This is a genomic window from Shewanella baltica (genome assembly GCF_900456975.1).
GTDB classification, from domain to species: domain Bacteria; phylum Pseudomonadota; class Gammaproteobacteria; order Enterobacterales; family Shewanellaceae; genus Shewanella; species Shewanella baltica.
This window is the reverse complement of record NZ_UGYM01000002.1, coordinates 320,947-336,322: the sequence shown is the minus strand read 5'-3', so window position 1 is coordinate 336,322 and position 15,376 is coordinate 320,947. Positions and strand designations below refer to the sequence as shown.

General features: G+C 48.9%; 11 protein-coding genes. 4 read left to right on the top strand and 7 right to left on the bottom strand.

Translation table 11 applies throughout. From position 1 onward, the window contains the following. The first annotated feature begins 538 nt into the window (after positions 1–538). Positions 539–1,033, top strand: coding sequence for a TIGR00645 family protein (locus DYH48_RS01500; RefSeq protein WP_006084177.1), 495 nt, complete (start codon positions 539–541; stop codon positions 1,031–1,033). A 450-nt stretch (positions 1,034–1,483) separates the two neighbouring features. Next, the gene (locus DYH48_RS01495) at positions 1,484–1,954 is read left to right on the top strand and encodes a hypothetical protein (protein ID WP_115333858.1); all 471 of its coding nucleotides are present in this window, start codon (positions 1,484–1,486) and stop codon (positions 1,952–1,954) included. Positions 1,955–2,048: 94 nt separating this feature from the next. Here the strand turns inward: DYH48_RS01495 and DYH48_RS01490 are convergent, their stop codons facing one another. The 7 genes from DYH48_RS01490 to DYH48_RS01460 form a co-directional block, all read right to left on the bottom strand. Next, positions 2,049–3,293, bottom strand: a complete 1,245-nt coding sequence (locus DYH48_RS01490; protein WP_115333857.1) for a dicarboxylate/amino acid:cation symporter — start codon at positions 3,291–3,293, stop codon at positions 2,049–2,051. A 401-nt stretch (positions 3,294–3,694) separates the two neighbouring features. Then, positions 3,695–4,567 carry a DUF7281 domain-containing protein gene (locus DYH48_RS01485; protein WP_115333856.1) on the bottom strand — a complete coding sequence of 291 codons (873 nt, stop codon included), beginning with the start codon at positions 4,565–4,567 and terminating at the stop codon, positions 3,695–3,697. Then, positions 4,555–5,775, bottom strand: coding sequence for a hypothetical protein (locus DYH48_RS01480; protein WP_011845750.1), 1,221 nt, complete (start codon positions 5,773–5,775; stop codon positions 4,555–4,557). Before DYH48_RS01480 ends, DYH48_RS01485 begins: the two co-directional genes overlap by 13 nt. Before the next feature lie 48 nt (positions 5,776–5,823). Further along, positions 5,824–6,477, bottom strand: coding sequence for a hypothetical protein (locus tag DYH48_RS01475; RefSeq protein WP_006080105.1), 654 nt, complete (start codon positions 6,475–6,477; stop codon positions 5,824–5,826). Beyond that, on the bottom strand, positions 6,477–10,151 hold the full coding sequence (locus DYH48_RS01470; RefSeq protein WP_115333855.1) for an ATP-binding protein: 3,675 nt from the start codon (positions 10,149–10,151) through the stop codon (positions 6,477–6,479). Before DYH48_RS01470 ends, DYH48_RS01475 begins: the two co-directional genes overlap by 1 nt. Positions 10,152–10,511: 360 nt before the next feature. Continuing rightward, positions 10,512–11,132: a response regulator transcription factor gene (locus DYH48_RS01465; RefSeq protein WP_006080101.1), complete on the bottom strand. Its 621-nt coding sequence runs from the start codon at positions 11,130–11,132 to the stop codon at positions 10,512–10,514. Continuing rightward, the gene (locus DYH48_RS01460; RefSeq protein WP_115336069.1) at positions 11,132–13,084 is read right to left on the bottom strand and encodes a sensor histidine kinase; all 1,953 of its coding nucleotides are present in this window, start codon (positions 13,082–13,084) and stop codon (positions 11,132–11,134) included. Before DYH48_RS01460 ends, DYH48_RS01465 begins: the two co-directional genes overlap by 1 nt. A 408-nt stretch (positions 13,085–13,492) precedes the next feature. Here DYH48_RS01460 and dsrO point away from each other — a divergent pair, with 408 nt between their 5' ends. Together dsrO and nrfD are read left to right on the top strand one after the other, a co-directional pair. Next, positions 13,493–14,275, top strand: coding sequence for a sulfate reduction electron transfer complex DsrMKJOP subunit DsrO (dsrO, locus tag DYH48_RS01455; RefSeq protein ID WP_115333854.1), 783 nt, complete (start codon positions 13,493–13,495; stop codon positions 14,273–14,275). Continuing rightward, positions 14,265–15,347: an NrfD/PsrC family molybdoenzyme membrane anchor subunit gene (gene nrfD / locus DYH48_RS01450; RefSeq protein WP_115333853.1), complete on the top strand. Its 1,083-nt coding sequence runs from the start codon at positions 14,265–14,267 to the stop codon at positions 15,345–15,347. The genes dsrO and nrfD overlap by 11 nt, the downstream gene beginning before the upstream one ends. Positions 15,348–15,376 lie beyond the last annotated feature (29 nt).

Below are 15,376 nucleotides of genomic sequence, written 5' to 3'. Positions count from 1 at the left end.
ACTTGAATTGATGATGAGACAGTCAGACTGATCTACTGAAAACCTTAGCTCGGTATAGGCTCATAATGAAGCCGCAAGGATGATAAGGACAGTAGAAGCAGATATCCATCAGGGCCAGAGGCATACCTCAATAACAGGCCGAATATATGGGTGCAATGAACTCTTCTCAAAATCGCTATCGAATGTCTTGCAAACCGGATGGGTCCATATATGCCGAGCTAGCTTTCGGGGTACAGGATGTACCATCGGAAGCGTTAGCGATTTTCGAATAAGCACGAAGCCACTAATCAATGCATGTAACTTCGCTAGGGGCGTCATGGAGCATCCAAGGAGGATAGGACGAGCAGCCCTCCTTGGTCGGGTGTGGGGTGAAGCCCCACGACTTTGATCCACCTCGGCCGCAAGGCCGCATAAAGAGTTTCATACCATTATCGAATTGAAAAACTATCCGCCGATAGCGCGGCTTTAACCCAGTATGTTATTGTTTTAGCATCATAGATTCGATTTTTACGCTTTAACCACTAAGGGTTTACTCCATATGGAACAAATATTTGAAAAATTGATGTATGCATCTCGCTGGATTATGGCGCCGATTTACTTGGGACTAAGCCTAGTCCTAATCGGTTTAGGCATTAAATTCTTCCAAGAGATCTTCCATATTCTACCGATTATTTTTGAGATAACCGAAGTCGATCTGGTGCTGGTCACCCTATCGCTGATTGATATAACCCTAGTGGGTGGCCTTATCGTGATGGTGATGTTTTCTGGCTATGAAAACTTCGTGTCACAATTAGATGTGGGCGAAGACAGTGAGAAGCTCAGTTGGCTCGGTAAGTTAGATTCTGGCTCATTAAAAAACAAAGTCGCCGCTTCTATTGTGGCGATTTCATCCATTCATCTGCTGAAAATCTTTATGGATGTGAAGAATATCGATAACGATAAAATCATGTGGTACCTATTAATCCACATCACCTTTGTGTTGTCAGCCTTTGCCATGGGCTATTTAGACAAAATGACCCGCGCTGGTAAGTAGCAAGTTCGAGCCTTAGTAAGTGGAGCGATCACGGTGTTAACGCTGTGGAAGGTTTTGAGAGCAAAACCTAAACGAAGATAACGTTTCATTCGTTTCTGCTAAATTAAAAAGCCACTCTTTTGAGTGGCTTTTAACAAAGTCAAACCGTAAAGCAAGCTTAATAGAAACATTTCCCCATTATTTAACGCGTGACTGATTCAACACATCCCAACTTAATTTCACCTTATTGACTCGTTAATCAGCACTCATTTAAATCTTAATACGGCTATTTGTAATGTCTATTCTTTCAACTTGTTGCGTTAAATATTTAGATATCAGTCATACGGTTTAAATCTATTAAAATACTTACCCAAAAGTGTCAAAAAACTCTATAATCGCCACCCTTTTGACAAACTCGTCACTAACGCATCCATTCGTAAGTAAACATTACTGTAAGCGCAAGGTAGTAAAGTGAAAACACAGTTACTGGCTCTCATGCTCGTCAGCCATATTGGCTACGCCCATGCCAAGGAAGATTTGGCCTCAACTCTAAACGCAGAAGGAATACCACTGAAGAGTCATAGCATCGATTTTATCGATAAAAATCTCAAATTAACCTTGGCCTGTTCCGTTGGAGATCTGCAACCTAGCATCAATGTCACTATGTCGGAATCCTTCGCATTTAATGGTGATCCTAGCGTACTCATCATTACCAGTGGCGAACAGGCTAAGCTGAAATTGCATGGCACTGGCTCACTGATGAATTTCAGCAGCGGGGGCACAGCCAACCCAGATCTATGGGGAAGTTTAGGTGAGCTCCAATCTCAAAAATTACACCTTGAAGCGGTATCTTTTCGCTCTAGTAAATATACTAGTTCAGACTTAGTCGCCGTAGGCTTTGCCGATGCTGTGGCTAAGCTCAAACAAGATTGTGTCCAGTAGGCTTCTCAGCCAGCATTTAATAGAACAATATGAACAAAAAAGCCACTGATGACAGTGGCTTTTTGTTTTTATAGCATATGACTTAACGTCCAGATTAGCTCTTCGCTAGTTCAACCTGATGCACTTTTTCGGTTTGGTCCACTATGGTCAATACCGCAGCATCACCTACCACGTTACAAGAGGTCAGCACCATATCGATAATGCGATCTAACGCCGCGACTATGGCGAAGGCTTCTATCGGTAAACCCATTTGATGGATTAACACGCCTATCATTACCATGCCGCCGCCGGGCACACCGCCTGCACCGACAGAGAGCAGGAAGATGCTAAATAACAGCGAAGGCAATTGATCAGAGGTGATAGGCATACCAAAGGCGTTAGCGACAAAGAAAATCGCGATAGTGATGTAAATCGCCACGCCGCCCATGTTCATGGTCGCGCCGAGCGGCACCCCAAAGCCAGCTACCGCGCGATTCACACCTAACTTTTCGGTTAAGGTACGCATAGTCACAGGAATCGTCGCATTCGAGCTTGCGGTCGACAGTGAAAACAACACTTGCTCTTGGGTCTTCTCGCGGAAGGTTTTGGCCGAAATTGGGGTAAATATGCCCACCGCCATTGGGTAAACCACAAAAATCCACAGTAGTAGCAGCGCGAGGATCAGCACCATGTACTCAACTACGCTCATAAACACGCCAGCATCTAAGGTCGCGCCGAGCTTGAACATCAAGGCAAATACACCGTAGGGCGCTAGGCTCATCACCACAGAAATCAGCTTCATCATGATTTTATTCGCGGTTTGAAAACCATGCACTGCGCCAGCGACATGCTCACCGAGTGACTTAATCACGCCACCAAGCATTAAAGCCATAAAGATCACTTGCAGCATATTGCCCGACATAAAGGCCGCTACAGGGTTACGTGGGACTATGTCGATCACCAGTGCCATCAAACTTGGCAGCTCAGTCGCAGTAATCGCCAGGCCGTCTGTACTGCTCATATCGACACCTTTACCAGGGTCGAGTAACAGCACGACTAATAATGCCGTCGCGATCGCGACAAAGGTATTGATGATATAGAAACCGAAGGTCTTACCGCCTAAACGGCCAAAACTTTTGAGATCTTGCAGCTCACAGACACCACAAACAATACTCACAAACACTAATGGCACGACTAGCATCATGATCATATTGACGAACATAGTGCCAACGCCGCCAGCAAGCTCGACCAAATTGTCCGAGAAGAAGCCGATATCGTTTAAGAAGTACTGCACTATTGTGCCGAAAATAAGACCCGCAAACAGACCTATAAAGATCCGCGTCGAAAGTGATTTCATCATGCTTGTGGTTTCCCCAGAAATGTAGTTTTTTGTTATTCATCTTCCATGATGAGCACAATTGCCAATCCATTTTTGGCTTAGGCAGGGGATAGTGAAACATGCTAGCCGTTAATTCAATGAATAAATTTCACTTTTTCATCTTAAATTAAGCTAACCGCATCACGGAAAATTAGTAATAAATTGATTTTAAATGACAAATAATAATTATGCTCAATCAATGAGCAGACTAAAGACTTATTTAAAACAGCATATTTAAACAGAATGAAAACCAATAAATCACAATGCAAACATATTAAAAACAATTAGAAAATCAACCTCAGTCTTAATGACTAAAATTAAACTTATAAAAGAATTTAAAACTAGATAATTACACTAACGCAGAGAGATGGCATGCGTGATGGCTAAATATATGGCACTAACACTAGTTCAAGCCCGTGAGCTAGCAGGTGTTGCTGTTTGATGCTAATACTGTGTTGAGTTAACCAAAAAGCTAATTCTTGCCAACGCTTTAAATCGGCATGCTGAAGATATTTGGTCTGTTTCGCTTGCTTGTCGAAATCATAGGTTGAATTAATTTGCCCAATGCCCAACAACTCGGCAGCAGCCGTCAGCGCAAGTTGCGGCACAAGGCAATGGGTCACCCCCATTAAGGTATGGGCGATTTGCAGCCCTGCGGGATCTAAGTCGGTAAAGGCGATAATCGGCAGCTCGCCTGCCATAGCTTGCAAAAAATGCCGCACACCAAGCGGTGAATGATGACCGCTGCCACGGTAAATAACCATGAGGTTCGTTAGATCCTCAGGTAAACGCGCTTGATGGATAACATCAAACACATCCAAGTTTTCAACCACTAAGATGGCTGCGACATGAAGTTCACGGCAATGCTTTTGTGCTTCATCCAAAGAAATACGCAGCGAGGATAAAGCGGATATTGCAACAGGTGGCGATTGAAAGCCCAGAAACTTGAGTAACACATACTCGGCTTCTGGGCGGATCTTGGCTAGCTTCTCATTATGACTTTTGGCGGACATCGCCATGCGATCGACGTTGAAATCCAGATCCCGGAGATCAAGTCCCATTAGCGCCAACACGCCTTGCCTTAACAGATCAAAATCTCGGGGCGCAAAGCACAAATGCTTTTCAGACTCGTCTAACTCACCCACTTCTAACTCGCGGTAAATCGCGCGCCAGTTAGCCGTGAGCTTAACCTTTGGAGAACGCTTAATAAAAGCCTTCTCCAACAGCTGCAGTTGTTGCTGGCCTAGGCGAGCCATAACTCAACATCGCGAATGATAAAGTTACCGCTATAGATGGGATGCGGCTCACCTAATGGCTCAAGCTCAAAGTAAGCTTTGTGTTCATCGGGTAGGCCTTCGTAGCCGCCAATCACTTGATAAATCCAGCTCTCGGCTTCCCAAGGCAATGCCTTATCCACCAGATATTCCAGCGCAGATTGGCGCAGGCCAGACTCAATTACATCGACAAAATACTCATCCACCGCCTGTTTAAGTGGATTATCCGGCACATCAAAATCTTCACTTTGGGTGAGTGACACGGACGCATCTCGCTCACGTACCGCTTCAATCACAGGATGACGGCTGATGGCCTTGATATGCGCGACTATGCCCATCAACTCCAACTCTTGGCTGGCGTTGTGCACATCTACCGCAGCAGGCGCGAGCAAGATTTCGGCGCGATTGAATAGACTCGGAATTTCCTTGTGGGATACATGGTCCGCAGGACGATAATCCGGATGCAAGTCAGTGTAGAGTAACCAGCCCTTAAGCAAACGGGTACGGCCACGGATTTGCCTAAAGCGACCTAAGAGTTCGAGTAAACGCCCCTGCACTACGCTCAGTTCCTGGGCGCAGTCGCTCATGGTTTCTTGCAAAGTCGTCACTAAGAGTTTGCGCAGCTCTCGGATATCGCCGGCGATTTCGCCAAGCTCACTAAACTGGAACATCTCTAAGCCATTAAGCAATTCAGAGACTTGGCTTTGGGCTAATTCGTTTTCGCGGATCTTTGCGTTGATCGTACCGACATAACCGAACTCGTTATTGATCCGGCCCCAGAGCACACGAATCGAATAACGCAGACTGTCGGCAAAGCTATAAACATGCTCGCTCAAATCCGACAAATAGGCTTCAGCAGCGCTGTAATCTGAGCTGTGACGGGCTTCTTTGTAATGGTCGGCCAAGGTTTTAATGGTCGCGAGAGCCGAGCCGACGTTAGAGTCGATTTGGCGATTACGCTCGTCACTTAAACCTTCTTCGAGCAAGGCACGAACAGAACGCTTAAGCCGCAGCTCCTGATCTGGCTCTGGCCGCCACAAAATGCCGGCCTGTTTGAGCTTTTCAACCACGCTTGGATCGTGGGCATCCTCGTTAAGAGAACCCGCCAAATAGGCGTCCATAATGATGTCAGCATGGCGACCTAACTGCTTGAGCAGCTTAACCCCCGCCTGATGTAAGTTACTGCTCATCACGGCCTCCTTGGTCGCAGCTTTTACCTAGGTTTAATCGTGCCAACATTAGATTAAGTCCCGCTGAGTCGCCGTTTCTGCCTGCGCTTCTAGGCTTAGGCCTTCGGTTTCGTCGATAAACCGAATGACTTCATACAAATAATCCAGCTTGCCCGTGGCGATATAGATTTGCTTCTCCGCATTGGGGCGTACTAAATAGCCGAGTTCGACTAAGCGTTTGAAGACTAACTTGATTTGCGCATCGCTGTTGGTACTGGTCGAGCCAAATAAACGATATTGGCTGAGCTTGGCTAGCTGTTCACGAAACGCCGGCGTGTCTTCGATGCGACTTTGCAGCTCAGTCAAACGCACGGGCGCGCCTTCGCTCAGTGGCGCATCTTGACCACTAGCTTCTTGCACTAATACCAGCCATTCCACCAGCGGGATCAATGCCTGACAGATATCTTTAAACTGCGATGAAATCACTTTGCGTTCGCTATCGCCGAGCTGCAAATAACCGCAGAAGAACACATCACCTTCGGCGGCGGACGCCACGGTACGGTTAATCTGGTTTAAATAGGCTTCGACCCGCTCGCGGGTGCTACTATTTTTAAGGGCGCGCCAGCCTTCTTCATTGGTGGTGCGGCAAATAAACTCGCCCTTGAGTAACAGCTCAATCAAAGCGCCAGTGCCAACTAATACGGTTTGGGTTGCATCACTCATTAGATGGCCTCCTTCGACAAACGCTTGTTCAACATGTCTGCTATTGGGTTGACCTTAGGTTTTACCACCTGCAACTTCTTAGTTTGTTTGTTGATAATGTAACGGTTGGCGAACAAGTTCAGCACCTCAGACTCAGGGTTCGGGAAGGCGCCCAGCACACAAATATTGTTATTTTCGCAGGCGTCGAAAATCTTCTTCACGTTGGTATGGTGCAAAGTGCCCAACTCATCAATTGGCCAGTGAATGGTCACATCGGCGCGGCCACGCAGCAAGCGCGTGAATGCCAACAGGAACTTACACAAAATCAGATACGCCATACCATGGCTTGAGGATTCGTTAAGCTGTCTGTCGGTGCGGATAATTAAGTCGCTGTTACCTTCTTTAAGGCGCAGCTCGATTTCCAGCAACTTAGAGATGCCCCCAGTTAACGCGGCGCGGCCGATAATGTCTAAGGCGCGGCGCATGCTGTTGGTGTAATCCTCATCGGGCAAGCCATTAAAGCCATCGGCTTTCCAATGTTTAAAGGCTTTGACGAACTGCTCAAGCTCAGGCCAGAACTCTAACTCGCTGATGCGCGAACGAATACGTACCGCCGATTCAGACACGCCCTCAAGGAATAACTCTTCACCCACTTCGCGGGTAATACGCGCACTTTGGGACGCGATGCGACGGTCGATATCGGCTAATACATCGTAGAAGGCAGTTAAGTCGACACCAAAAATTCGTCCTTGCTCACGCAGCGCAGTAATCGACTGCGGCACTATCACGTTCAGCAATTGCTCAAGCTGTGGCACTAACTTGCGGTAATCCAACAGACGAATGCCTTTGTCGTTGATAAAGCTCGATTCCTCACGGGCACGCTCCCAGGTTTCCGCAAGGCCCGAACCTGACTTGCTGGCGATCACTGAGTCGAAATGCTCCACATATTGCTTCACTGACCCCATCAAGTAATCGCGTTTCAGCAGCAAATCTTCACCTTGGCGAAGACGCTCGCCTAGGCTGCCTTGGGCTTCTTCGTTATTGGTCGGCAACTTAAGCTCGGCGAGTTTACGCATTACTGCACGTAACTTCGTTAAGTTTTCTGAGGCTTCAACCTGCGCCGCATCGGACGCTTTACGTTCGGTTTCAAGTTGTTGACGGCGAGTCTTCACATCTAAGGTTTTCGCCTTTAGCTGTTGATCGATTTCCGATACCGCGCGCTTCACATCGGCAAGCTGAGTTTGCAGTTTAGGTTTGCGCGCAAGCCAAGTATGTTGATACCAATCATCGAAACGCAGTACGTCGCTGCGACGCTGCTCAGCGCGGCTGATTTGGGTTTCTAACTCGCGAATTTGTTGCTTGAGTTTGAGGATATTATCCTCATCCACACCACGGGATTTAAGCTCGTTTTTGTACCACGTCTCGCAGGCTTTCTGCTCGATTTTGGCACTTTCACGGCGGCCTTCAATGGTCGCTTTAATTTGGCCGAGTTGATTGTCGAGCGCGCCGATCACTTCCTGCCAATAGGCTTGTTTTTCCATGCGCGCTTCGAGCGCTTGCTCTTTTTGCTCTTCGAGCCAGAGTTCGTGCTGATGTTTAAGCTGTTTCAGCTCGCCATCCAACTGGGTCAGTCTTTGTCCCGCATGGGCTTTGCGATCGCTCAATGCTTTGTTGATTTTATCTTGCTCACTGCGCTTTTCATCGAACAGACGACGCAGATCGTCACGGCTATTTTTATACGCTGTGCGGGCAAAAGTGAGTTCACGGCTGAGATTATCCAACTCGCCATTAATCGCCACTAGCTGAGATTCGGCCTCGGCCTGCATTTCTTGGGCGCTAGTGTGAGCTTCTTCGGCTTTGCTTAACCGAATCCGCAGCTCTTGCTCGGAGGCGGCATATTCAGGCACATCGATCGCTTTAAGATCTAAATGTACGCCAAAGAAAGCTTCGCTCGATTCAGTCACTAAGCTTGGATGTAAATCAGTGCGATGCAGTAGTTCAGGCGCGATCACTTTACCTAAACTTTGCTCCCAACCCTGGGCTTCCTTACGCAGAAACTCCAAAAGGGTATGGGATTGCGGGAACAGCATATGGTGCAGTTCATCCAGCGCAGTTTGACGCTCGTTCACCCTTAAGGTGGCGATACGCAAGGCTTCGTTGGCTTGGTCGCGTTTGGCTCTAAGCTTGCGCTCATCGCTGCTTAAGCGCTCAACCTTGGCATTGCAGCTTTCTTGTTCTTCATCGGCGCGGTGAATACGTTCGTCGAAAATCGCGAGACTCAGCTTTTCTTCTTCGGTGTAAGTCACGCCGTCGACTCGTAATTTAAGCTCGGCGGCAGTGAGTTTGAATTGGTATTCCTGCTCGCTAAAGCTGGCCTTACCCGCATCCATTTGGTTGCGCCATTGCAGCTCTAAGGCGTCAATATCGGTGCGCGCGACTTCGCGTTGCTTATCGCGGGCTTCGCGCTGCTTGTCTTGGTCGCTATGCAGCCCCTCTAACTCGCGGTTTAGCTGCTCGCCAATCTTACTGCGACGGGCATTGTAGGCCGCCTCGATATCTTGGTGCTTCTCGGTTTGCAGCTTATGGCGTTCACTTAAGTTTTCAACATCGGTGCGCCAGTTCGGCAGCATCTCGAGATCGGCCTTAGCTTGCTCTATGTTGGCATCTAAAAAGGCGCTGTGCTGATCTTCAATGGCATCGAGTTCGTACTCGCACTTGGCCACATCGCCTTTGGCGGCCGATAAATCGAGGTTGAGCTCATCGCGCTGCTCTTTCCATTCATCGTCGAGCAATCTGAGTTTTAAATTCAGCTCTTTAGATAAGGTTTGCTGAATATCTTGGCGATCGGCTTCTAAGGTTTCATCGTTACGATAACCACGGGACAAGCTTGATAAGCGCAGTTCGGCGCTGAGCAGTTGGTTAAATTCTTGCTCGAGTTTTTCAAACTCAGGGCGAATGACTTCAAACCCTTGGATAAGTTGGCTTTCACGGATCCACGCTTCAACGCGCTGCGGATTTAAGCGAGAGCTGGGCGGATTAACCCCGTCTTCCTCCAAAATAGCGGCGATCATGGATTTGACCGTCTCCATCTTGCCTTCTTTGGAGTGCACCGCTTTGGCGAGTTTTTCGATGTGGCGCAGGGAATGCTCGTCCTCACACAGGGCAAATTGACGGGCATAGCCGCGCAGTTCGCTGCGGTTGCTGCCCGTGCTTAATAGGGTGCGATCGTTTTGAATAATGGCGCGATATTCGCGGGTGTTGAGCAAGTTAGTGGTGGCGATGCCGGCACGTTTTAAATCACGGCCTAATTCCGCCATGGTGTGGCACAGAATAGTGTCGCCATTTTGCGATTTAATATAATCGCTTAGCTCAAAACCTTTGGCGATAAAGCGATAATTAACGCCCTTGCCATCGCCCGCCGAGGCCAGCACGGCTTGATACAGTAAGCCATCGGCTTTTTGATATTCGTAAATGATGTAGCTTGAATCGTGTGGCAAATACCAACGCTCGAAACTGTCGCGGGTCGAAGGCACCACGCGGCTTGGGTATTCGCCATAAAAAACAGGGACTAGACGTTGTAATGTCGTCTTACCTGAGGCGTTAGTACCACAAATGTTGGTATGGCCATTGAGGGCGAGTTCCACAACGCCCGGAAGGTGCGTATCAATCAGCACAATACGAATCAAGCTTGCCATTTCATTCCTTATGCAAACGGGAGCGTCTTATCTAAGCTGCAGAAGCCTTCTACAGGACAAAGAGAAAACAATCCAAGAGGGCCACAGACCTTAAAAAAGCACTGTAAAAAGTGATTTTAAAATCATGACCTAAAAATAGTGCCCCTAAAATAAGGCAATCGCGGTGTATTGGCAATTAAGCGGCGCAGCACTAATGCCATGGCTCACAATCTTTACGCCCAGAATTGGGCCCAGAACTAAGCTCTTCTTTAAGCCCAGAACTAAGCTACTAGCAAAGCCAATACTAACCGCCAATGATACGACAACTTAGCCAAAATAGGCGGCTAACAAAGCGGCAATTAGCGCAGTAAAAGGTAAATTTTAGCGGTTATCTTCAAGGCGCAGGCGATCAGCGATCCGGCTATAGATCAGCATCATTTCCGCCAACGATCCCACTTGCATGCCTTTCATCAAATTAGCGCGGTGGATCTCGACCGTGCGCATGGCGATGCAAAGGCTATCGGCAATCTCTTGGTTCTTCAACCCTTGAGCAATCAGGTTGAGTATCTCCCGCTCCCTTGGCGTGAGCGCTTGATAAGTCTCAAGATACTGATTGTCTTGATGATGCGCCTTGGTATGCTCCAACGCTTTGAGTACCGCTTCGGCTAACTTAGCGCCATCGGCGGGCTTTTGGAAAAAATCCACCGCACCGAGTTTGAGCGCTTCAACCGCCATAGGCACATCGCCATGTCCGGTCAAATAAATCACAGCTAACGGACTATTTTTGGCGACTAATTCAAGATGCAACTGCGGGCCGCTCAAGCCCGGCATACGCACATCAACCAGCGCACAACCCGGCAGGGTTAAGTCAACTGCGGTAAAAAAGGCTTCGGCGCTATCAAAGTCGGTGATCTTGAGACCATAACTTTCAAGCATAAAACGCAAAGAACGACGCACTGAGTCATCGTCATCGATTAAATACACAGGTAACGCAAGACTCATTAAAGTGCTCCATTAGGTTCAGGTTTACGCGGTATAGCCACCTGCGCTTGGCAACCGCCACCCATTGCGCTTTCTAGGCTAAACGTCCCGCCATGGCTCTCGGCAATATCGCGGCAAATCACTAAGCCTAAACCTAATCCCTCTGATTTAGTGGAATAAAAGGCTTGCATCAGCAGGCTGGCGGCTTCGCTTAAACCCGTGCCATTATCCGTGACTGTCAGCAAGAGTATGCGTTCTTGGTAGCGAAGATCGATATCGATCGTCGGCGTGTATGGTTTTTGCGTGATGATCTGTTCGGTGCCACTGGATTCAAGCTCTAGCCGCTGAACACAGGCATCGGCGGCGTTTTTCAGCAGGTTAAGCAACAACTGCTGCATGCCGACTTCATCGAGGGACTGTAAATAGGGCTCGCCGCTCACGTTTACGGCAAGATTAATTTGATGTTGTTCAAACTCATAGGCGAGCAGCGGCACAGTCTCATTGACCAGCTCATGCAAATACAAAGGTTGTTTCGATACAGGCCGTTTCTTCAACAGGTTGCGTAAGCGGCTGATAATGCTGTCGGCTCGCGTGACTTCCTGCTGGATCAGCGTCAATACCGATTGCAGTTCCTCAGGGCTAGTCCCCCGCTGTAATCGCACTTCGGCGCCATGACAATAATGGCCAATCGCCGCCAAAGGTTGATTCAGTTCGTGGGAGAGACTCGCGCCAAGTTCGCCAGCAATCGCAATGCGCTGGGCATGTTCCAGTAGCGCGCGGTTTTCATTGAGCTGGCGCTGAGTGTTAATCAACTCGCGGCCGCGACGGCTAAAGCGATACTCCAACCAGAAATGGTACGTATTGAGCAGCACCAGAATCGCCAGCACAAACCAAGCCCATTGTTGATGTAACTTGACCCACTGCCACGCCCTTTGCCACCAAGGTGTTTGTAATGGATGCATGTCGAGATCTTTAAGTAACTGATCGATCGCCAGCTGACTCACGGCCGTGGTCCAGCCCGCAGAATCGGCCGTCTTAGCGGCGAGGTGATCTTCGGGCAGTGCCAGCAGCGCTTGGGTCACGCTTTTAGCTAGAGATTGCGAGGCGCGATTGGTCTTCGCCATGGACCAGTTGGGATAAAGACGAGTCGAGACTTGGCAATGAAATCCCACCGGAGTTTGGTTATCGAGCACCCGATAATGGTCGATATTAATCAGGCCTTCTGCCTGCATCTGCTCAAGCTGACACACAGGCACTACAGCCGCATCCAGTCGATTGTCTTTCGCCGCATCATTACCACTTTTTTGATCGTCTAACTGATACAACAGATTATCTAGCGGGAACCCCAGCGGAATGATCTCACCCACAAAGCGAGGCAAATCTATGCCTTTTAGCTGCGCTTCGTACACTAAGGTCAAGTAACCACCAAAGGCATTTTTCGACACTATCCCGAGTCGACGTCCCTTGAGATCACTTAAGGTGTGATAGGGTGAATCGGCGCGCACCACCAGCGCCGAACCCACTTGCATTGCCGCGCCATTATTTAACGGGCTGCGCAGGGTTGCCAACCAAGTGAGAGAATATTGCCGCGCCAGCAACACAGATTGCCCTGGGTTGGTGATCACAAAATCGAGCCCTTGGGTTTCAACGCCCTTAGCGAGCTCATCGAGGGTGAGAGGATGTAACCTAAAGTAACTGTTGGGAATTTGGGTTTCAAGCCAACCCATTAACGGCTGCCAGCGGTTGATGGTCGCCTTATAACCGCGGATGGCTAACACACCCACATCGACCACTTGATAACCAGGTTCTTCGGTAGAGACTGGCGCAACAACCTCAGCGTCCATTACATCCGAAGGCGCACTTTGATTCTGCGGCTCTACGGCAAACACGTTTGCCGAAGCGAACAAGCACGCTAATAACGTGATGAACACCTTAGTCCTAAGTGACATCCTTAAAATCGTTCGCTGTGTCATCTTAGGCTCGATTGAACCTTGAATTGATAACGGCCACTTGAGTGACATCCCTGAGCTAAACACTGTTTTCATCATCCTAAATAACGTGAAGTGCAATCCTTTATCCCCAATCACTCAAATTCAACTCAAGCTCAACTCAAGCTTAAATCCAGTTAAAAGCAGATCCAATTCAAATTGAAAGCGGGCCAAACTTAAGTTTAAAAGCCGTAAAAATAAAACCCTATCATTTTGAAGGCTATTCTAACGGATATTTGTTGCGCTAGATCAAATCCACACCCGATATGTGGAAAACCACTATAGTTATGCCGCCTCGCCTTTTACAGAATGCCTGTAAACCTCGCCATAAACCTTAACGCTAGGTCTATGAGCCAGTTTATTCGCCATCTGCAAGTAGTGAAGGAAATCTGTATGGACAAGAGTAAACGTCAGTTTCTCGGCAAAATGGCCAGCGTCAGTGTTGGCGCCGCACTCATCCCTGTGGTGCAAGTGTATGCGCAGGATAATCAACGCGGCCCTCAAGTGCACAGCGCCAGCGAAGGCCAAGTGGATAAACGTTACGGTATGGTAATTGACTTGCGCCGCTGCGTGGGCTGCCAAGCCTGTACCGTCGCTTGCACTATCGAGAATCAACCGCCCCTAGGGCAATTTCGCACCACAGTGCAGCAGTATGAAGTCTCGCAGCAGGAAGATACCACGCCGCCTGCGTTTTTAATGCTGCCAAGGCTTTGTAATCACTGCGAAAACCCGCCCTGTATTCCAGTTTGTCCTACGGGGGCTACCTTCCAGCGCAAAGACGGCATAGTGGTCGTCAATAATGAATGGTGCGTTGGCTGTGGCTACTGCGTGCAAGCCTGTCCCTACGATGCGCGCTTTATCAACCACGATACTAATACCGCCGACAAATGTACCTTCTGCGCCCATAGGTTGGATGCGGGATTACTGCCCGCCTGCGTCGAAACCTGTGTGGGAGAAGCCCGTGTGATTGGCGATCTTAACGATCCCCACAGCCAGATAAGCCAACTGCTCGCCACCAATAAAACCGATATAAAGGTACTCAAACCGACGGCCAACACTGCGCCACGGGTGTTCTACATCGGCATGAGCAGTGCCTTTGTGGACAAGATCAGCGGCCAAGCCCCCGTTAGAACCTTACTTACCGATACTGGCGAGGAGATCCACCATGGTCATTAAAGAAATCTTTACCCCAGATATCGCCATTACTTGGCTACCTTGGGCGGTGCAATACTTTTTTATGATGGGGCTCGCCTATGCCAGTGTGTGGGTCGCGACAATACACTTGTTTAGTCACGCAAAACCCGATGACAGACTGCTGAAACTCTGCGCCTGTTTAATGCTGACCGCAGGTATCGTCGCGCCTATTGCCTTGCTCGCCGATTTACACCAACCGCTGCGGGCTTGGCATTTTTATGCGCAAGTTCGCCCCGATTCTTGGATGTGGTATGGCGCCTTTTTACTGCCGGTATTCTCGGGCACCAGCGCGTTGTTTGCTTGGCTATTACTGCGTCAATATCTGCCTAAGCACACCGCAAATCAAGACTCTGATTGGCTGAGTCGTATCGGCCAATTACTGAGAGTCGGTGATTGGAACAGTGACAAATTCATCAAGCCGATCGCGATTATCACAGCCCTGAGTGCCTGCAGTATTGCCCTCTACACTGGCATGGAAACCATGGCCATTAAGGCGCGGCCACTGTGGCATACCTATTGGCTACCACCTTTGATGGCGATGAGCGCCCTGCTCGCCGCCTGCGGCACTTTGGCTGTGTTGAATCGACTATTAAAAGGCTACCAACAAAGTACCCAAGACAAGCTATTGCTCTGGGTAAGGGCCAGCTTTGGTCTGTTCGCCCTGTGCCTTATCGGCTGGGCATTATTCGATAAGGGCTCGGCCCCTGAAGCCGCGTTATTGCTTGAAACCAGCCCAAGCTGGCAACTTGCTGCAATTTGGGTACTGGTCACACTCGCCGTGCTGGCACTGATGCTCGCCATTCGTCACTTACCCAATGTTGCAATGCTAATCGTCAGCCTCACGGCCATTCATCTCGCGTGGGGGTTTCGCTGGATAGTGTTAATTCAAGCGCAAACCGATCCTAAATACGGCGCAGGAACTTACCTCTATCAACTGCCTTGGGGACCCGAAGGACTATTAGGCATAGCCGGCACCTTCGGTCTCTGGCTGGCATTAATGGCGCTGGTCTCCGAACTTATTCGCCACACGCCTTCGGCAAAGCTTGCTCGCTGAGTACCCAATTAGTTTACAGAATTAAGGAG